General features: G+C 71.5%; 23 protein-coding genes and 1 pseudogene. 8 read left to right on the forward strand and 16 right to left on the reverse strand.

Annotated elements, in window-relative coordinates; all coding sequences use genetic code 11:
- Nucleotides 1-33 precede the first annotated feature (33 nt).
- Entirely contained in the window at nt 34-3,786 is a 3,753-nt protein-coding gene (locus MWU75_RS08605; protein WP_247089687.1) for a helix-turn-helix domain-containing protein, read from the reverse strand.
- A 146-nt stretch (nt 3,787-3,932) separates the two neighbouring features.
- On the opposite strand from MWU75_RS08605, the gene MWU75_RS08610 reads away from it, so the two are divergent.
- Entirely contained in the window at nt 3,933-4,298 is a 366-nt protein-coding gene (locus MWU75_RS08610; protein ID WP_247089689.1) for a hypothetical protein, read from the forward strand.
- Nucleotides 4,299-4,306: 8 nt separating this feature from the next.
- Here the strand turns inward: MWU75_RS08610 and MWU75_RS20265 are convergent, their stop codons facing one another.
- Entirely contained in the window at nt 4,307-5,503 is a 1,197-nt protein-coding gene (locus tag MWU75_RS20265) for a phosphotransferase (protein WP_247089691.1), read from the reverse strand.
- Between the two features lie 156 nt (nt 5,504-5,659).
- Nucleotides 5,660-5,836: a hypothetical protein gene (locus MWU75_RS08620; RefSeq protein ID WP_247089692.1), complete on the reverse strand. Its 177-nt coding sequence runs from the start codon at nt 5,834-5,836 to the stop codon at nt 5,660-5,662.
- A 120-nt stretch (nt 5,837-5,956) separates the two neighbouring features.
- Here MWU75_RS08620 and MWU75_RS08625 point away from each other — a divergent pair, with 120 nt between their 5' ends.
- Complete coding sequence (locus MWU75_RS08625) at nt 5,957-6,412, forward strand: nitroreductase family deazaflavin-dependent oxidoreductase (protein ID WP_247089694.1); 456 nt, start codon at nt 5,957-5,959, stop codon at nt 6,410-6,412.
- A 10-nt stretch (nt 6,413-6,422) separates the two neighbouring features.
- Complete coding sequence (locus tag MWU75_RS08630) at nt 6,423-7,211, forward strand: class I SAM-dependent methyltransferase (RefSeq protein ID WP_247089696.1); 789 nt, start codon at nt 6,423-6,425, stop codon at nt 7,209-7,211.
- A gap of 12 nt (nt 7,212-7,223) precedes the next feature.
- On the opposite strand, the gene MWU75_RS08635 is transcribed toward MWU75_RS08630, so the two are convergent.
- The 5 genes from MWU75_RS08635 to MWU75_RS08655 all read right to left on the reverse strand — a co-directional run bounded on the left by MWU75_RS08635 (nt 7,224) and on the right by MWU75_RS08655 (nt 10,095).
- A complete protein-coding gene (locus tag MWU75_RS08635; RefSeq protein WP_247089698.1) occupies nt 7,224-7,637 on the reverse strand; it encodes a YccF domain-containing protein in 414 nt (137 codons plus the stop codon).
- A gap of 68 nt (nt 7,638-7,705) precedes the next feature.
- On the reverse strand, nt 7,706-8,281 hold the full coding sequence (locus MWU75_RS08640) for a cob(I)yrinic acid a,c-diamide adenosyltransferase (protein WP_247089700.1): 576 nt from the start codon (nt 8,279-8,281) through the stop codon (nt 7,706-7,708).
- Nucleotides 8,278-9,036, reverse strand: a complete 759-nt coding sequence (locus tag MWU75_RS08645) for an FAD-binding oxidoreductase (RefSeq protein WP_247089702.1) — start codon at nt 9,034-9,036, stop codon at nt 8,278-8,280. Before MWU75_RS08645 ends, MWU75_RS08640 begins: the two co-directional genes overlap by 4 nt.
- A gap of 37 nt (nt 9,037-9,073) precedes the next feature.
- Nucleotides 9,074-9,862, reverse strand: coding sequence for a DinB family protein (locus MWU75_RS08650; RefSeq protein WP_247089704.1), 789 nt, complete (start codon nt 9,860-9,862; stop codon nt 9,074-9,076).
- The gene (locus tag MWU75_RS08655; protein WP_247089706.1) at nt 9,859-10,095 is read right to left on the reverse strand and encodes a hypothetical protein; all 237 of its coding nucleotides are present in this window, start codon (nt 10,093-10,095) and stop codon (nt 9,859-9,861) included. Before MWU75_RS08655 ends, MWU75_RS08650 begins: the two co-directional genes overlap by 4 nt.
- Nucleotides 10,096-10,266: 171 nt before the next feature.
- Between MWU75_RS08655 and MWU75_RS08660 the strand changes: the two genes are divergently transcribed.
- The gene (locus MWU75_RS08660) at nt 10,267-10,725 is read left to right on the forward strand and encodes an N-acetyltransferase (RefSeq protein ID WP_247089708.1); all 459 of its coding nucleotides are present in this window, start codon (nt 10,267-10,269) and stop codon (nt 10,723-10,725) included.
- 9 nt (nt 10,726-10,734) lie between these two features.
- On the opposite strand, the gene MWU75_RS08665 is transcribed toward MWU75_RS08660, so the two are convergent.
- From MWU75_RS08665 to MWU75_RS08675, 3 genes are all read right to left on the reverse strand, one after another.
- On the reverse strand, nt 10,735-11,004 hold the full coding sequence (locus MWU75_RS08665) for a GlsB/YeaQ/YmgE family stress response membrane protein (RefSeq protein ID WP_247089710.1): 270 nt from the start codon (nt 11,002-11,004) through the stop codon (nt 10,735-10,737).
- Nucleotides 11,005-11,089: 85 nt separating this feature from the next.
- Complete coding sequence (locus MWU75_RS08670; protein ID WP_247089712.1) at nt 11,090-11,737, reverse strand: response regulator transcription factor; 648 nt, start codon at nt 11,735-11,737, stop codon at nt 11,090-11,092.
- Nucleotides 11,725-13,485, reverse strand: a complete 1,761-nt coding sequence (locus tag MWU75_RS08675) for an ATP-binding protein (RefSeq protein WP_247089713.1) — start codon at nt 13,483-13,485, stop codon at nt 11,725-11,727. The genes MWU75_RS08670 and MWU75_RS08675 overlap by 13 nt, the downstream gene beginning before the upstream one ends.
- Nucleotides 13,486-13,643: 158 nt before the next feature.
- Between MWU75_RS08675 and MWU75_RS08680 the strand changes: the two genes are divergently transcribed.
- Nucleotides 13,644-13,904: a hypothetical protein gene (locus MWU75_RS08680; RefSeq protein WP_247089714.1), complete on the forward strand. Its 261-nt coding sequence runs from the start codon at nt 13,644-13,646 to the stop codon at nt 13,902-13,904.
- Nucleotides 13,905-13,965: 61 nt separating this feature from the next.
- Nucleotides 13,966-14,673 (forward strand): hypothetical protein, encoded by a 708-nt coding sequence (locus MWU75_RS08685; protein WP_247089715.1) that lies wholly within the window; start codon nt 13,966-13,968, stop codon nt 14,671-14,673.
- Between the two features lie 10 nt (nt 14,674-14,683).
- On the opposite strand, the gene MWU75_RS08690 is transcribed toward MWU75_RS08685, so the two are convergent.
- Nucleotides 14,684-15,028: a DUF2255 family protein gene (locus MWU75_RS08690; protein ID WP_247089716.1), complete on the reverse strand. Its 345-nt coding sequence runs from the start codon at nt 15,026-15,028 to the stop codon at nt 14,684-14,686.
- Between the two features lie 9 nt (nt 15,029-15,037).
- On the opposite strand from MWU75_RS08690, the gene MWU75_RS08695 reads away from it, so the two are divergent.
- On the forward strand, nt 15,038-15,181 hold the full coding sequence (locus MWU75_RS08695; protein WP_247089717.1) for a hypothetical protein: 144 nt from the start codon (nt 15,038-15,040) through the stop codon (nt 15,179-15,181).
- A 95-nt stretch (nt 15,182-15,276) separates the two neighbouring features.
- Here the strand turns inward: MWU75_RS08695 and MWU75_RS08700 are convergent, their stop codons facing one another.
- A complete protein-coding gene (locus MWU75_RS08700; protein ID WP_247089718.1) occupies nt 15,277-15,534 on the reverse strand; it encodes a type II toxin-antitoxin system RelE/ParE family toxin in 258 nt (85 codons plus the stop codon).
- On the reverse strand, nt 15,534-15,809 hold the full coding sequence (locus tag MWU75_RS08705) for a type II toxin-antitoxin system Phd/YefM family antitoxin (RefSeq protein WP_247089720.1): 276 nt from the start codon (nt 15,807-15,809) through the stop codon (nt 15,534-15,536). Before MWU75_RS08705 ends, MWU75_RS08700 begins: the two co-directional genes overlap by 1 nt.
- Nucleotides 15,810-15,879: 70 nt before the next feature.
- Here MWU75_RS08705 and MWU75_RS08710 point away from each other — a divergent pair.
- Nucleotides 15,880-16,089, forward strand: a pseudogene (locus tag MWU75_RS08710) (helix-turn-helix transcriptional regulator); the annotation flags it as partial.
- Between the two features lie 33 nt (nt 16,090-16,122).
- Here MWU75_RS08710 and MWU75_RS08715 read toward each other — a convergent pair.
- Nucleotides 16,123-17,334 carry an ATP-binding protein gene (locus MWU75_RS08715; RefSeq protein ID WP_247089722.1) on the reverse strand — a complete coding sequence of 404 codons (1,212 nt, stop codon included), beginning with the start codon at nt 17,332-17,334 and terminating at the stop codon, nt 16,123-16,125.
- A gap of 122 nt (nt 17,335-17,456) precedes the next feature.
- Nucleotides 17,457-18,254, reverse strand: coding sequence for an alpha/beta fold hydrolase (locus MWU75_RS08720; RefSeq protein WP_247089724.1), 798 nt, complete (start codon nt 18,252-18,254; stop codon nt 17,457-17,459).
- Nucleotides 18,255-18,257 lie beyond the last annotated feature (3 nt).

Here is an 18,257-nt window from a genome sequence, read left to right on the forward strand (position 1 = left end):
GACGGCGTCGACGCAGGCTCGCGCGATCCGGTCTCAGGGCACGGTGTCGAGACAGGGCGGCGCGTAGTCGATGCCCGGCAGGTGGGTGCTCCACTCACGCTCGGTGGCCGGTGTGCCCGTCGTCTCGCAGACGAAGGCCTCCGCGGCTGGCGCGTCGACCAGCCAGGTGTAGGCACGACCCTGCTGGCCGCCGGCGAGGAGGTGGTCGTCATCCACCCAGCCCACCGCGGTCAGGGGCGCCAGCGCCGAGCGGAGGACGAGCTCGGAGACGTAGGCGTCGCCCTGCTTGTGCCACACCCACACGGTCTCGTCCAGGACTGCCGCGGCGACCCGGTTGCCGTCGGGCGAGAAGGCCACCGAGTAGACCGTCGCCGCAGGACCCGTGAGCGTTGGACCGACCGGCACCGGCGCGGACGGGTCGCTCACGTCATACAGCTCCAGCTGACTGTTGGCGCCGCCTACCGCCAGGAGGTTGCCGTCGCTGGTGAAGTCCAGGGCAAAAACGGACAGCTCGACGTCGATGGTGCCCACCGGTCCGGCCTCCAGGTCGGTCCCGTCCCAGAGGTGGACGCCACCGAGGACGCCACCGGTCGCGATGACCGCCCTACGTGAGCCGGCGACTGTCACCACCGGGTCCTCCGGCACGATCTGCGCGGCCACCTGTCCCGGGGCGTTCAGGTCGACGACCGACAGGAGCCCGTCGTTGGTCGCCGCCACCACGTGGCTGTCACCGGCGAAGAAGGCCGAGTGCTCGACATACTTCTCACCGATCTGCAGCCCGAGCACCTGCTCGGGGTCGGCCGGGTCGCTGACGTCCCAGGCCAGGAGATGCCCGGTCGACGTGCCGCTGACCGCCAGGCCGCCGCCCGTGCTGATCGCCGCGGCGCCGTCGAGGATCCCCTGGCTCTCGGCTGCCTCGAGCGCCGCCAGCAGGCGCGGGGTCCGCGGCGCGGCGGTGTCCCACAGATAGAGGCGCCCGTCCGCGGTGCCCGAGGAGGTCAGGGCACGGCTGCCGTCCTCGGCGGCGGCGGTGATGAAGACGGTGTCGCCCGACAGGGGCAGGACCCCCTCGGTCAGGTGCCAGAGGTAGGCCGAGGTGTCGGTCGTGGTGATGACCATCCGGTCCTCGTCGACGACGTCCACGGAGGTGACTGCTGCACTCACGGGGAGCACGCCGCGCACCTGCGCCGGCTCCCCCTCCTCCGGCACCTCCCACATCCGCAGCGTGCTGTCCGAGCTGCCGGCCACGACGAACTCCCCGTCGGTGGTGAAGGACACCGCGTTGACCCAGCTCTCGAAGTCCGCCAGCTCGGCCTCCGGCTCGAGGCCGTCGGCGGTGACGCCGAACAGGCGCAGCGTCTTGTCGCTGCCGACCGCCGCGAGACGTGAGCCGTCCGGGGAGAGGTCGACGTCGAACTGCCGGGTCGCGTCGTCGCCCACGTGCACCCGGTCGGTCTCCGCCAGGTCGTTGCCCTCCCACGACCACAGGTAGATGTGGCCGCCCATCGTCGCCCCGGCCACCCGCTCGCCGGAACCATCGACGCTGATGCCGCGGATCGACCCAGCCACGTCCGTGACCGGCGTGCGTTCGACCCAGTCGGCACCCACCCGCTCCCAGCGCAGCACCCTGGCCTGCCCGGAGGCATCCTCGTCCCCGGCGCCCACGAGCCAGCGCCCGTCGGGGGAGAACACGAGGTCGAAGACGGTCCGGTCGGTCGCGAGCTCCGCACTGAGCTCGGGCTGCTCCGGGTCGCTGACGTCGAACAGCCGGACGGCCTCCGCGCCGCCGCCGACGGCCAGCACAGCACCGGCCTCGTCGAGCGCGACGGTCTGGACGGTCGTGCCCGCGTCATCGAGGGTCACCGTCGCCAGGTCGGTCATGAGCGCACCGTCGACACGCACCAGGTCGACGCTGCCGTCCGTGCCGCCGAAGGCCATCAGGTCACCGGCCGCGTTTGCGGCCGCGGCGAGCGGGGCCCCGGGGTCGACCCGCCGGGTCATCACCGGCAGGGAGGTCGCGTCGATCAGCGCGGAGCGCGACTCTCTGGTGTCCGAGATCTGGTAGCCGCCGAGCGCGACCTGGTTGGCCAGCGGGACGTTCGACTCGCGGAGGTTGGCAGCAACCCTGGCCATCTGACGGGAGCGGGCCTCGTCACGTTGGTCTGCCACCGCGGAGCGGCTCTGGAATGCTGCCGCTCCGGCCAGCGCGGCCACCAGCGCCAGGCTCACGGCGACCGCGAGGAGTTGCCGGGTCCGCCGGTGATTTCGGTCCTTGTCCCTGGTCTGCTGCTCAGCCTGCTCCTCGCTGGCGTGCAAGAAGGTGCGCTCGGCCTGGTTCAGCTCTCCGTCGTGCGAGAGGGTCCAGGTCCGGACCGCCTCGAGCAGGCTGCCGCGGAGCAGCAGCTCGGGATCCCGGTCGTGCTCCACCCAGGTGCGCTCGTGGCGGCCGAACTGCTCCCGCAGCAGGAGGTCGGCCCGGTCCTCGTCCAACCACCTCTGCAGCCGCGGCCAGGTGCTGATCAGCGCCTCGTGACTCAGCGTGATGTCGACCTCCGACACCGTCAGCAACCGGTGGGCGATCAGATGGTCCAGCACCTGACCGGCCGCCGGGTGCAGCCGGGTCAGCTCCTCGCGACGCCGGGTCCGGCGACTGGGCCTGGCGTCCGGGTGCGGCACGATCAGCCGGAGCACGATCGCGCGGGCCACCTGCTGGCCCTCTGCGTCCAGGTCGGCGAAGGCCCGCTCGGCGCTGCGCCGGACGGCGCCGACCACACCGTCCACCGCCTTGTAGTCGCGGATGCGGAGCTGACGTCGGTCGCTGTGCTCCCACGCGGCCTGGAGCGTGTGGGACAGGTGCGGGAGCACGTGCGTCAGGTCGCTGGCCTGGAGGTCGGAGACGATGACGTCGACCAGGCCCCACTCGAGTTTGAGACCGACCCTGCCCGCGGGTCCCTCGATCACCGACCGCAGCTCGTCCTCGGTCATCGGTGGCACGAGCACCTGGCGGTCGCGCAACGCGGCCAGCAACCCGGGGTGTGCGGCCGCCTCGCCGTACCGGTCCGCCCGCAACCCGATCACCAGGACCCGGGATCGCTCCGGGGTCGTCCCCTGTGCCCAGGAGACCAGCCGGTTCAGGGTGGCGGAACGCTCGTCGTCGTCCGGAGTGAGGGTGAACAGCTCCTCGAACTGGTCGACGACCAGCAGCGCCCGCGGCAGGTCCTCGAGGGTGTCGAGCGCGGTCTCCACCACCTCCGCCGGATCCGTCCCGGGGGTGATGAGCTCGCAGTGCCACGCCTGGTCGGCTGACTGCAGGGCGGGAATGAGGCCGGCCCGCAGCAGTGAGGACTTGCCGGTGCCGGAGGCTCCGACGACAGTGACGATCCCGCCCGCCGACCGGGCGCGTTCGACATGGTCGACGAGGTCGTCGATGAGGGCGGTCCGGCCGAAGAAGATGTCTCCGTCATCGGTGCCGAACCCCGCCAGGCCCCGGTACGGCGCCCGCATCACCAGCGGCACACGCCGCCCCTGGTGCAGGTCCACGAGACGCTCGTGCCAGAGGCGTGCCTCCTCCGGGGTGGCCCCGCAGGCGGTGACCACCGACTCCAGCACCTCCGGTCGGTTGGCGGGGGGCAGGTGCCGTCCGCTGAAGTAGCCACCCAGGGTGCCCGAGGGGACGCCCGTCTGCCGGGACAGCTCGCGCACCGACAGCCCCGCCCGCAGGCGCAGCGTGGTCAGTGCCTCACCGAACACGGCAGCAGGCGCCTGATCACTCTCGGTCGTCACCATGCGCCACATTGTGGCGGGTGTGCGGTGACCTGTGTGTATGAGGGGTGTATGGGGTTGTATTGACCTGGACCCAGGGGCTGGTCAAGAGTGCGTCAAGAGGCCACACTGCTGCCACAGGCAACGTGACACCCTCGGGGAGAGAAACCGTGACGGCTGAGCCCTTCATCGCACCGACCGCAGCAGACCTGCTGCGCCACCACCTACTCACCGACGTGAGCTGTCGTCGCAAGTGGCAGACCAGGGCGACGCGCAACCGTCGCGGCACGCTGAACCAGGCCGCGGTGGCCCAGGTGCTGGCCGAGTGGTTGTGGGACCAGGGCGAGGAGCACGAGGACGACGTGTTGCTGCCCCGCCGGCTGAAGGACCGGGTCAGCCGGGCGCTGTCCCCCGCCGAGGGTCCGTCACCCAAGAGTCTGAGCCTGTTCATCGACGCCTTCGGGATCCCGCCCGCAGTCGCCGACGAACTCTGGGAGGCACACCTGCACGGTCACCCGGTGGACGCGACGCGCTAGACCCGCGGTCAGACCGCCCGCTCCAGGGCGTCGCTGAGCAGGTCTGCCTGCCGCGCGACCTGGCGGGCGTACACGCCCTCCCGCTTGTGCCCTGCCAGCTCGGCCATCCGCACCGGAGCACGGGAGAGGAAGCGGGCGTGCACGATGACCAGCTCCTCTGCAGCGGAGTAACCGCCCGAGGCCTCGGGTTGTCCCCACTCCTCCAGGAGCAGGTCGAGCAGCGGGTCCTTCTCGGCCGCGAACAGGTGCAGCTTCGCGGCGTCGTGCATGACCGGGCGTTCCATCGCATGCTCCCAGTCGATGATGACCACCCCGTCGTCGGTGCCGAGCACGTTCGAGGCCACCAGGTCGCCGTGTGACCACGAGAGTCGCAGCCTCTTGTCGGCCGCGATCAGCTCGGCTACCCGTGCGCCCTGCTCCGCCGGGACCAGCTCGGCGTCCCGGACGTCCTGCCACTGCTCCCGGAACCCCCGGTGCCAGATCTCGCTCACTCGGCGGGTGTGCACGCCGTAGCCCAGGTGGACCCGGCTGAGCCCCTCGATGATCTGCGGGAGGTGCGCGGCCATGCGCAGACGCGTGGTCAGCGGGTCACCGTCGACCCACCTCTCGACCAGGTAGCGCAGACCGCCCCCCAGCTCGCCGTGCCCCAGCAGCTTCGGCATGAGCCCGGGGGCGTACCGGTCGACGATCTCGTGGGTCGCCACGGCATTGGTGATGCCACAGGACCCGTTGGGGCGCACCGGCTGCACCGCGACGGTGCGCCGATCACCGCTGTAGGCGGCCCGCAGCTTGACCTGGGAGCTGAGGTCGAACTTGGCCAGCACCACAACGTCCGCCGTGACCGCCGCGCTCAGGGTGCCCACGGTCGCCCGCTCCGGGTCCCAGTGGCCGCGCAACGGCGCGGGCAGCATCGACTGGAGCGAAGGGTCGCCGTTCGGCCGGCGCACCGCACGATCCAGCGTCAGGAACTCCTGGGGCGTGTGGGTGCTCGCCAGGCTGGGTTCCAGGGCCTCGACCTGCCGGACGACGTCCAGGGCCTGCACCAGCCGATCGATCCGACGCTGCTGCGCGTCGCTCGGCTCGGGTCTGCTGCTCGGCGGTCTCGGGGACGGGCTGCCGAGCAGCCTGCCCGTGATGGGCCGCAGCCCCCGTCGGATCCCGTCCCTCGCCCGCGCCCCCAGGGTCGCCGCGCTCCTGCGCACCACCGCGCCCGCCTCCTTCGACTCTGGGCCCACTCAACAGGCCCTGGATGAGAGCTTGATGAGACGGTCCGGCGAGGCTGCCGACGTGCGCGGCGGAACTCAAGGGACGACAGGTGAACAACTGGTGTCGTCAGTATGTCGTGGCGCCGGGCGATGAGGTCAGGCGTCGGGCCGTTCGTCCTTGCCCAGCACGCCGACGCTGACCCAGGCGATCCCCACCACGATGCCGCCGATGGCGGCGTAGCCGGTGCGCGCGTCCTCCCCGATGACCGCGAAGAGTCCGCCGTAGATGATGCTCAGGACCAGTGCGATGTATGCCAGATACTTTCTGTCCATGCCCGCAGCCTCTCGCGGAACCGGCGGCGGGCACCAGTGACACGCGGGGGTCGTCCTGCGGGACAGATGTCACCTCCACGGCCCGTCCGAGGGCTCGGATCCCGTGACTACGCTGGCCGGGTGAAGCTCGACGCCGCCAGCCTGCTGCAGAACCGCCGATTCGTGCGAGCGCCGATCCCGTTGTTCCGGGCCGGCCTGGGGTTCCTGCTCACCCGACGGATCCTGATGCTCGAGCACGTGGGCCGCACGAGCGGCCTCGCCCGCTACGTCGTGCTCGAGGTGGTGCTGCGCGAGTCGGACACCTCGCTGGTGGTCGCCTCCGGCTTCGGCAGACGCGCCCAGTGGTTCCGCAACCTGCTGGCCGAGCCGCGGTGCCACGTCAGCACCGGCTTCACGCGCCGGCGACCCGCCGTGGCGACCGTGCTGACCGACGCGGAGGGTGCTGCCGTCCTGGCCCGATACCAGCAGGAGCACCCCGGTGCCTGGGAGAGGCTCTCGGCGATCATCGTCGAGGCGACCGGTGACCCCGAGCCGGACATCCCCCTGGTCCGGCTCGCGCTGGCGGAGGGGAGCTAACGTGCCGGGCATGCCTTCCCATGAAGACGTCGTGTCCTGGTACGAGCACAGCGATGACGAGGCCGCCCGCCTGGCCGGCAACCCGCACTCCCGCCTGGAGGGGATGCGCACCCGCGAGCTGATCTCCCGGCACCTGCCCCAGGGACCGCTCGACGTGCTCGACGTGGGAGGGGCTGCGGGGGCGTATGCCGGGTGGCTGGCCGGTCTCGGCCACCGGGTCCATCTCGTCGACCCGGTGCCCCGGCACGTCGCCGGGGCATCGCGGGTGGCCGGGGTGACGGCCGCGGTCGGGGATGCGCGCTCGCTCGTCGAGGCCGACGGCAGCCAGGACGCGGTCCTGCTGCTCGGCCCGCTCTACCACCTCCCAGACCCGGCCGATCGGCATACTGCCCTGGCGGAGGCACGCCGGGTGACCCGGCCCGGCGGGCGGATCTTTGCCGCTGCCATCAGCCGCTACAACGTCATCGGTGAGTTCGCGCTCAACGGTCAGCTCACCGAGAGGTACCAGGAGATCTTCGCCCACCTGGTGCGGACCGGGGAGAACAGCGACACCGTCGGCTTCCCGCTGGGCCACGCGCACACGGCCGACGAGCTGGCCCGGGAGGCGACGGCCGCCGGGTGGACGGAGGTCGAGGCGTTCGGCGTCGAGGGACCGATGGGCTACGCCTTCGACCTCGTGGCCCCCGACCGGATCGAGGAGGTGCTGCCGCAGGCGCACGCCGCCGCGCGCCTGCTCGAGAAGGACCCGCGGGCGATGGACCTGTGCCCGCACCTGCTGGTCACCGCGGTCAACCGCTGACCGAGGTGGCGCTCACCCGGTGGCCGGGAGCGCGAACCTGTCGACCCGCGCCTGCGAGATCGGCACGACCTGCTGACCGAGCGGCAACAGCGCCAGCGGCACCATCTTCCAGCAGGCGATGCCGAACGGGATGCCGATGATCGTGATGCACAGCAGGAGTCCGGCAACCAGGTGCGCGATGGCCAGCTCCCACCCGAGCAGCACGATCCAGAGGATGTTGCCGATGATCGCCCAGGCGCCGGCATCCCGCCGGAAGACCGTGGTGCGCCCGAACGGCCACAGCACGAAGTTGGCGAGCCGAAAGGCGGCGATGCCGAACGGGATGGTGATGATCAGGATGCAGGCCAGGATCCCGGCGAGGACGTAGGCCAGCGCCAGCCACCAGCCCGCCAGGACGAGCCAGAGAATGTTCCCGATGGTGCGCATAGCGGGCAGCCTACCGGCGAGCCGCGGGACCGTCCCGGCACAGCTCAGCGGGACCGTCCCGGCCCGGCTCAGTCGTGGCTGGGCGGCTCCTCCACCTCGCCGGCGGCGTGCCGGCCGAGGACGAACAACAGGTCGCTGAGCCGGTTGAGGTAGACCACGACCTGGTCGGAGACCTCCGCGCCAGCCCGCGCCGCGCTGATCGTGTGCCGCTCGGCACGCCGCACCACGGTGCGCGCGACGTCCAGCGCAGCCGAGGCGCGCGTGGCGCCCGGGACGATGAACACGGGCCGGAGGGGCCGCCGGGCCACCAGGTCGTCGATCGTGCGCTCCAGCACGTCGACCATCTCCGGGCTCACCTGGGACTGCCCCGGGGTGCCCCGGTCCCGGGCGCGGGGGTTGGTCATCAGGTCGGCACCCACGACGAAGAGCTCACGCTGCAGCCGCAGCACCAGGTCCGCGAGCTCGGCGTCCCCGTCCTCGTCCCGCAGCGCCTGCCGGGCTGTGCCCAGGACCGCGACCGCCTCGTCGGTGTCGCCGCACGCCTCGACCAGCGCGTCGTCCTTGCCCAGCCGTCCGCCGAACAACCGCCCGGTCGTGCCGTCGTCGCCGGTCTTGGTGTAGATCGCGGACGCCTCGCCACTCATCTGCTTCCTCCTGCTTCCTCGCTGCCCCACGGCTGGGGCTCGGCATAGAACTCCTCGGTGTGCAGCCGTCCCGCCCGGCAGCCGAGGTCGCGCACGGCCCGGACGCACGCGGCCACGAAGCCCGGTGCACCCGCGATGAAGACCTCGTGCTCCGACAGGTCGGGCACCAGGTCCGGCAGCACCTCGGGGACACGACCGACCGGTGGTGGCCCCGACGCCCGGGTGAGGGTGCGGTGATACCGGAACCGCGGGTGCTGCGCCTCCCAGCCGCGGAACACGTCCTGGTCGATCAGGTCCTCCTCCGTGCGCCCGGAGAAGACGACCGTGAACGGGTCGGGCACCCCACGGCATACTGCGTCCTGCGCCAGCGACCGGACCGGCGCCAGCCCGGACCCGCCCGCCAGACAGAGCACCGGGTGGCCGGCCCCCGGGTCGGCCACGAAGGTGCCGTAGGGACCGGAGACCAGCACCGCGTCACCGACGGACACCTCGCGCGTGAGCCAGCGACTGGTCGCCCCGCCGGCCACCTCGGTGACCAGCAGGGTGAGTCGTCCGGTGGGGTCGGGGGCGTTGGCCACCGAGTAGGACCTCACCGGGATCAGGTAGTCCTCGTCACAGACCAGGACGTACTGCCCCGGCAGGTAGGACATCGCCGAGCCCCCCGGCTCCAGCGTCAGCTCAGCGATGACCGGGGTGACCTGCGCCCGGGACACCACGACGTGGGGCAGCTCCTCCGGAGCGGCGGCCAGTGGCATCGGTCCTCCCAGGTCGTCCGGCTGACCCCAGTGTCCCTCACCCGGACGCAGCCGCCTGCTCGAGGGCGTCCAGGTCACGCACGGCGTAGCGGTGGTGCTCCCACTCCTCCTCGAGGATCGTGTGCAGGCAGGAGCGGACGGTCTCCGGATACTGGGGTGCCCAGGGGTTGGCGCGGGCCTCCTGCAGTATGTCGGGAGTCACCTGGTCGATGAAGTCCGCCACCATGGTGGTCCGGTCCTGCCGGGCCGCGAGCACCTCGGCATAGGTCGGGCTCCCGGTGGTGAACAGCGACATGTCGAGCCCGTCCTCCGCGGCGCCCTCGTTGGCCAGCCCGAGCGGGTGGTAGGGCTGCTCGAGCCGCAGGACCGCCCTGCCCAGCCAGGTATCGGTGGCCATCACCAGGTGACGCAGGGTCTGGGCGAGGGACCACTCCCCGTCCACGGACGCATCGACGGTGCCCTCCGGCATACTGTCGGCGCGGTGGAGCGTGACCGCCCAGGTCTGCTGCAGCGCGGCCCAGGCCGACCGCAGCCCCTGCGGATCCTCCGCGCGACGCAGCCCCCGCCCGGGGAAGCGCCGGTCCAGCTCGGCCTCGACGAGCGGGACCACGTTGACGCCGTTGACCCGGAAGAAGTCGCCGTCGGCCAGCCACGGGGAGTCGATCTCGACGTTCTGGACGTCGCTGCCGCGCACCACGAGGCCGGACAGGTCGCTGGCGACGACCCGGGCGTCGCGCAGGCTGCTGCGCGAGAAGCTGGCTCCGGTCAGGTTCACGCGGACGAACGTGGCTCCCTGCAGGTCGTCGTCCCGGCCGAACTCGGTCATGGTCTTCTCCTTGCTTCCTTCCCCTGGCGCAGGCGGACGATCCCGCCCGATGACGTGGACCTGCGAGGCGGCCCGAGGACCAGGATGACGAAACCGGCGATGACCGAGGTCGGGATGAGCAGCGCCGCGAAGGGGGGAACGTATCGGCGGACCAGCCAGGCGAGCGCGAGCACGAGCCCCAGAACGACGAATGCGACCCCGACCCATTGAGCCTCTGTGTAGTCGACTCGCATCGGCACAGTGTAGGGGCGGACCACCCCCGCCGCAGGTTGTCGCTCGGCGGGTCAGGGGCCTCCCCGTCCTCCCGGAAACGGGGCGCCGCACGGAAACGGGATCCGCGGGAACGGAGGGCGCCACGCGGAAACGGGGTGCGTCGCGGTGCGGTGCTCACTACCGTCGTGGCCATGGCCACCTCAGCGTTCGTCCCGGACAGCTTCGACCCGCCCACGTCCTTGGTCACCGACCGGTTCCGGCTCGAACCGCTCGGTCCGCAGCACAACGAGGCGGACCGTGCGGCCTGGATGTCCAGCATCGAGCACATCCGCGCCACCCCGGGCTATCCGGACGGCACCTGGCCACCCCCCGAGGGACTGTCGCCCGAGCGGAACCTCGCGGACCTGCAGCGCCACGCGGACCACTTCGCGGCGCGCAAGGGGTTCACCTTCACCGTCCTGGACCCGGCTCACGGCGACGTCATCGGCTGCGTCTACCTCTATCCCGCGAGCTCGCAGGAGTATGACGTGAGCGTCCAGTCCTGGGTCCGGGCCGACCGCGCCCACCTGGACACCCCGCTCGCCGAGGCGCTCGTGGACTGGATCGCGACCGACTGGCCGTGGGAGCGCCTGGACCGCTACGGGCGGTGAACCGGTCGACTACGCGTCAGGGCCCTGGCCGCGGGCGCGCCACCACTGCCAGCCGAGGGTGACGATGACCGCACCGACCACTGAGCCGATGACGCCGCTGGGACGCAGCTCGAGGCCGTCGCCACTGAGGAGGCTGACGAGCAGGCCTCCCACGAAGGACCCGACGAGCCCGGAGGCGAAGGCCATCGGCCAGTCGATGCCCCGGCTGCTCCGACCGATGATGAGCTGGGCTGCCGCGCCGACCAGCATGCCGAACAGGATGATCCCGATGATGAGCACACGCAGAGACTAGCGGCCGCGCTCCCGGAGGACACCGTGCCACGCCGCCGGGGCCGGTCAGCGGCACCACGTCACAGCCGGCGCGTCACCGGGTGAGGTGGTGCAGGACGGCCAGCACCCGACGGTGGTCGTCGTCGCGCGGGGGCAGGCCCAGCGCGCTGTAGATGTGCGAGGTGTGCTGCACGACGGCCTTCTCGGTGAGGGTGAGGTGCCGGGCGATCCAGGAGTTGCTGCGCCCCTGCGCCATCAGGGCGAGCACCTCCTCCTGCCGGGGCGTGAGGTGCTGGCCACCCGTGTCGTCGCGCCGTGCCCGCGCGACCAGGAGGGCGACCACCTCCGGGTCGAGCACCGTGCCCCCGGCGCGCACCCGCTCCAGGTCGGCGCTGAAGGTGTCGATGTCGGCGATGCGCTGCTTGAGGAGGTAGCCGATCCCGGCGGGCCGCTCGGCGAGCAGCTCGGTGACATACCGTCGCTGCACGTGCTGGGACAGCACCACGATCGCGGTGTCCGCGTGCTCGCGGCTGATGGTCAGGGCGGCGACCAGGCCCTCGTCGGTGAATCCTGGGGGCATCCGGATGTCGGTCACCACCAGATCCGGTCGGTGCTCCTCGGTCAGGGCGACCACGCTCGGCGCATCCTCGGCGGCGGCGACGACCTCGTGTCCCGCGTGCTCGAGGACGAGCTGCAGACCCTGCCGCAGCAGGGCCTCGTCCTCACCGATCACGACGCGCACGGCAGCTCCGCGGTCAGGCGGGTGCCCCCGCCGGCAGGGCTGTCCAGGCGGAGCCGCCCGCCCAGCACGTCGACCCGGTCGGCCAGGCTGCGCAGCCCCAGGCCGCTGTTCAGGTGCGCACCGCCGACGCCGTCATCGCCCACCTCGACCAGGAGGGTGCCGTCGCTGGCCGCGAGACGCACCGCCAGCTCCCGTGCCTGCGCGTGCCGGACCGCGTTGGTCAGGCCCTCGGCGAGGACGAAGTATGCCGTGCTCTCCACGGCGGAGGACAGGTGCTGTCCGTCGACGCTCACCTCGAGCCGGGTGCGCAGCGGCAGGTGGTCGACCAGGTCCTCGGCGGCGGCCGCCAGACCGCGCTCGAGCAACGGCGCCGGCATCACCCCGTAGACGAAGCGGCGCAGCTCACCGGCCGTCACGTCGATCCCGGCCCGCAGGGCGGTGGCCGCCTGGACCGTCGCTGGGGTCGCGGCCGGGTCGGCGGCGATGCGTTGCGCATCCAGGCCCAGCACGACCAGCTCGGCCTGCACGCCGTCGTGCAGGTTCTGCGCGATCCGGCGACGCTCCAGGTCGCCGGCCTCGACCAGCCGCTCCCTGGACAGTCGCAGCGCCTGCTCGCCCGCGCGCAGCTGCGCCGTGAGCCGCTCCCGGTCGACGGCCAGCGCGATCACCCGCCCTGCCGCACGGACCGGCTCGGGGTCGCCGAGCAGCGTGGCGTCATAGACGATCGCGCCCACGCGGCGGCCGTCGAGGTCGACGGTGACCACGTCCCGGTCACCATCCACGGACGGGAGGTCGACCGGCTGACCGGACGCATCGACATACTCCCGGGTGTCGGGGACCCAGAAGACCAGCTGCAGCGTCGGGTCGCCGAGGGTGCGGGACAGCGCCTCGACGAGCGTGGTGCGTGCGGTGCCGGTGCCCCCGAGCCAGGCGCCGAGCTCCTCCACCTCACCGGTGCGCGCGAAGCCGCCACGGAGCAGGCCGAGGCAGAAGGCCAGGGGCACGCCGCCGATGACGGCCAGCTGTGCCGTGCCGATCGTCTCGGGGGGAACGTCGAGCAGGGGCCGGATGACGTTGGCGCTGACGGGGATGAACAGCACGGCGACGACGCCGTAGGAGTAGAGCGGTGCCAGCACCCGCCTCCGCGGTGGGTCCGCGGCCCTCAGCCTGCGGACGAGGAGCACGGTGGTCACCACCATGACGACCGCCCCGGCCGCGGCCTGCACGAACAGCCCGGTCGTGACCAGAGCGGGTCGGTCCGCGACTCCGAGCAGATGGTAGGGCGGCGGGGCCGGTGCGAACAGGTACTGCGGCGCCTGCAGCACCAGGGAGACGGCGTAGCCCCCGAGCACGGTCCAGCGCGAGAGTCTGCCCCGGAGCCGGCCGGAGGGGAAGGCGTGCAGGAGATGCACCATCACGGCCAGGATCATGGTGGCGCCCACCGTGGACACGGCGATCAGCACCGGGACCGTGGTGAACCCCAGGGCGCCCAGCAGCAGGGCCCCGCACCCGACCACCATGATGAGGCCGAGCCGGTTGCTCGGGCGCCACCACCAGGCCAGGACACCGGCTCCCAGGTAGACGGCGGCGACCAGCTGGAACAGCACCGGGTGCCAGGGTTCGGTGGCGCCGTCGAGTCCCAGGACCAGCTCCAGGACGGCGATCATCGCGACCGCGACCACGAGCAGCACCAGCGCCAGGTGCGTCGAGCGGGTCGCGGGCGACGGCGTCACCCTCGAACGGGTCATGTCTGAGGGTGGCACGCCCGGGCGCTTCATGCACGTGACCCAGATCCTGTGCAGGACAGGACCTGGGTCTCTTCCGCTGGTCACTGTCGGCCCTGGAGACTTGAGAGGTGATCCAGCCCGGGCCGTGAACCCGGGCGAACACCCAAGGAGGGATCACCATGAGCACGTCCTCCGCCGCCATCAGCGTCACCAGCACCGGATCTGCAACCGTTGCACCCCGCAGTCTTGGCACGAGTGCACCACCCGCCACGAGTGCACCACCCGCCCAGCGCGCCCATCCTCTGGCCCGGCTGTGGCGGGCGATGCACCGCCCGCCCCGGCCGCCGCGCCCGGAGGGCGTCCCCCTCATCCACAACAGACCGGAGCAGTTCGGCCAGAGCTGCCGCTATCCGGACGGCACCTGGTTCCACGGCTGCTGAGCGCCGCGGCGCCGGGTGGCCGCTCCTTCCCGAGCCGCCCGGCGCCGACGACGAGCCGCACATGAGCGATGCGCGCGCAGAGTTCCGTGGCGGCCGCCCGGCGCGGCGGACCGTGGTCAGGGGCGCCGCCTGGGCCGTCCCGGCCATCGTCGTCGCCTCGGCCTCGCCCGTGTTCGCCGCGTCCGGGGAGTGCCTCATCAGCAGTGTCACCCCGGAGGCCGTCGACCAGTTGACGGACACCCAGGTGCTGGTCGGGTTCGAGCCGGCGGCACCAGCCGGGATGACCGCCTCCGTCTCTTTGGAGCGCGAGGGCGTCGTCCACCGGTATACGCCGATCGCAGGCACCGCCGATAGCGTGACGATCAACGTCCTGCAGGGCACGCTGGACACCGGCGTCTACGACGTCCGCCTGGAGTTCACCGACGGCACGACCACGATCTCGTGCACGCGCGTCGGGGTCGTCACGGTGACCTCCACGTTCAAGATCCGCACCATGTCGCCGACGTTGATCCCCAACGACATCACGATCGCGATCACCATCGTCACTACAGACATCGCGGCGACGCAGACCGTTACCGCGGTGCTCTTCACCCTGGACGGCACCGTCGTCTCCCTCCCGCCGGATCCCTCGCCGATCAGCGACAGGATCCCGGTCACGATCCACCGCCATCAACTGGCGCCCGGTGTCCACGACGTCAGCGTGGTGACGGTCAACGGGGCGCTGACCACGACCGCCGTGTTCGTCGATGGTCTGACCGTCGTTGCCTAGCGCGCACCCCTCAAGCGAGGTCCACCTGCACGAACGTCGGCGGGTGCTGCCGCCAGGCGGAGATGACGGTCGGATGGCGGGCGTACTTCTCAGCGAAGGCCTCGACCACGGCCGGGGCGTCGTCGGGCCGGACCAACGAAACGGGTCCCCGCCACGACCGTCGGGCGGCCCTCACCTCCAGCGAGCCCTCGTGCAGCGCGTTCTGCAGCCAGTCGCCGGCCAGGCCGTGGCGCGAGGCGGCGTAGAAGCGTGTGCCGATGATCACGAACCAGACCGGGACGACGTGCTCGGCGCCTGTCCGCCTCCCGCGGGTGACGATCCGGCACGTCTGTGCCTGCACCTGGTCAAACGTCATCGCACCAGGATGTCAAAGCACCAGAACAACGCCGTCACCTGCGCCAAGACGGGTGATCCCAAGTTGATCGCTGCTCTGCGCGAGGAGTCCGAGCGCACCAAGGTCGATCCCTACCCAGCCGGCACCCGGGTCCGGCGGCCGAGCAGTCCGTAAGGGACCACAGGGGTCTTCCCCCGGGGATAAGAGAAGGGCTGCAAATAGAGACCCGGTGGTGCGCCGTCACGAGCACGCTCGTGCCGCATGGAGTGTCAGCGGTAGACGTCCGCACGATGCTCGACTGCGATGATGGTCACGCGATGGTCGATCCGGTAGATGATCCGGTAGTCGCCGCGGCGTGCGCTGTGCAGCCCTTCAAGGTCGAAGCGCAGGGCCTTGCCGACGCGCTGCGGATTGTTCGCGAGTGGGCCATAGATGAACTCGATGGCCGCCGTGGCCACTTTCTCCGGCAGTCTCTGTAGCGCCCGTTTGGCTGTTGGCGTCCACGCGACCTCGTACTGCTTCGCCATCAGGGGTGCAGCGTGGCAAGGATCTCTTCCTTGCTGAGGGTCTCGGTCTCGCCGGCGACGAGCTCAGCAAGGCTGTCTCGAACCTGGGCGATGAGCTTGGGTCGGCTCACGACCTCCAGCGTCTCCTCCAGCGATTCCAGGTCGTCGGTGCTCATGACCACCGCGGCTGCCTTGCCGTGACGAGTGATGACGATCCGGTCATGCTCTCGCTGGACCTGATCCACCACCTCGGACAGGCGATTCTTCACGTCCCTCAAGGCCATCGAAGCATCCACACTCATAGCCACAAGTGTAGCCATATCAGACTGCGGGTGACGATCCCCCTCTGATGAAGGGCACGCCCTTGTCAGGGCGCTCACCGAGCGGGAACGTGAGGTGCTGGTGCTCATGGCACGAGGACTATCCAACGACCAGATCGCGGCCGGGCTGGTGATCTCACCGGCCACGGTGAAGACGCACATCAACCGGGTGCTTGCCAAGCTGGGCGCGACCTCGCGCGTGCAAGCGGTAGTCCTGGCGTATGAGGCCGGACTCGTCCAGCCGGGCGGCCGCTGACGGCCGGGCCTGCGGCCACATGGTGCATGAAGCTCAGGCCTGCGCGCGCAGGTACCTGCCGAAGTGCGGCACGGTGAACGCGATGCGTCCGCGCTCACCGGAGTAGATCAGGCCCTTCTTCAGCAGCGCGTCGCGCGCCGGGGACAGTGACTGCGGCTTGCGCTCCAGGTGGGCGGCGACGTCCGCGGTCGGCACCGACTCGATGGCATCCACGGCCTCGGGGTCCGCGGCGAGGGCCTGCGCACCGAGGTCGGCCATCGCCCGCAGATACTCCCGCTCCCCCGGCGTGGCCCGCTCGTAGCGGGACCCGAAGAAGCCGACGGCGAGCTCCTCCTCGGCCTCGGGCGAGGCGACCCGGACGTCCTCCGCGGTGATGGGGGTGGTCGGCGCGTGGTCCCAGACCGCCTTGCCGTAGGCCTGGATGAAGTAGGGGTAGCCACCGGTCGCCGCATACAGCGCGTCCAGCGCCTCCGGCGTGAAGTCGGCGTCCTCGTCCTGGGCCGGCATGCGCAGCGCCTGGTCGGCGTTGGCCCGGTCCAGCCGGTCGATCCGGGTGTAGCGGAAGAGCCGCTCGGAGTAGGACTTGCTGGCCGACAGCACGGCCGGCAGGTGCGGCAGCCCCGCGCCGACGACGATCACCGGCAGCGCCGACTGGGACAGCTCGTGGCAGGCGGCACAGATCGCCGAGACGTCCTCGTCCGCCAGGTCCTGCATCTCGTCGATGAAGATGGCCACACCCTTGCCGACGTCCGCGGCCAGCCCGCCGACGTCGGTGAACAGCTCGACCAGGTCGATCTCCATGTCACCGGAGTCGGCGCGCCCCGTGACGGCCGGCGCGTCGATGCCCGGGTTCCACCGGTCACGCAGCTTCGCGCCGGGCTGGTCCTTCTGCGCGAAGGCCTTGATCACGCCGAGCACGTGGTCGACCTCGTCGCCCTGCGGGTGCCCCAGCTCGCGGACCGCGACGTGCAGCGCCGCTGCCATGGGGCGCCGCATCCCCTGGTCGGGCCGCGCCTCGTACTTGCCGGTCCCCCACCGTGCCCGCACCGCGGTCGAGCGCAGCGCGTTGAGCAGCACCGTCTTTCCCACGCCGCGTAGGCCGGTCAGGATCATCGAGCGCTCGGGTCGACCGCGCCGGATCCGCTCGAGCACGACCTGGAAGCGCTCCAGCTGCTCGTCGCGACCGGCGAGCTCGGGCGGGCGCTGGCCCGCGCCGGGGGCATAGGGGTTACGGATCGGGTCCACGATCGGAGCGTATCCGGACCTCTATCGCAGAACTGAGATTTCGGCATACTTCACCATCGTGTTGTTGATCAGGCAGTATGCCGGACTCTCACCTCAGCGCTAGACAGCCAGATATCTTCCGATCACCGAGCGGGGAGCTGGTCGGCCAGGAAGGCCATCCCCCGCTGCCAGTGCGCCTCGAGATAGGTCTGGTCGTGGCCACCGGCGTCGAACTCGGTGACCGCGTCGGGCAGCCGCTGCGCGAGCGCGCGGTTGGTGACGGCGAAGGTGTCGTCGCCCCCACAGGCCAGCCAGACGGGCAGCTCACGCAACGCCTCGACGCGATCGAAGATGTCGTGCCGGGCGAAGTCGTCGGCGCCGTCGAAGGCGCCGACCGCGGCCTCCTCCTCGGTGAAGAACAGCGCTGCGCTCACCGCGGCGACGCCCAGGACCCGCTCCGGGGGCAGGCGGGTGGCCAGCAGCAGCGCGCCGTAGCCACCCATCGAGAAGCCGGTCAGCCCGACCTGGTCCACGGGCGCCCCCTCGCGCTCCAGCGTGGGCAGCAGGTCCTCGAGCACCATCGTGCCGGTGTCGCTGCCGTCGGCCCTGGCGTGCCAGTAGCTGTGGCCGCCGTCGACCGCGGCCACGGCGATCCCGAGCTGCTGGGCAACGGCCTGCGCGCGCGGTGGCTCGAACCACGACCCCGCATCACCGCCCGCCCCGTGCAGGGCGACCACCGTCGCCGTCGCCCCCTCCGGCCGCACGAGCAACCACCGCGGCTGGTATCCCGACCAGTACTTCGTCGTGAGACGCCCCTCCTGGACGGGTGCCCGGCCGCCCTCGGCCGGCGCCTGGCAGGCGGACAGGCCCGACGCGCCGGCGAGCACGGCGAGACCCCCGGCGAGCACCGCCCGGCGGGAGAGGAGGCTGTCGTCGACCACGGC

The organism is Ornithinimicrobium sp. F0845 (assembly GCF_023015765.1).
In the GTDB taxonomy this organism is placed as follows: Bacteria; Actinomycetota; Actinomycetes; order Actinomycetales; family Dermatophilaceae; genus Ornithinicoccus.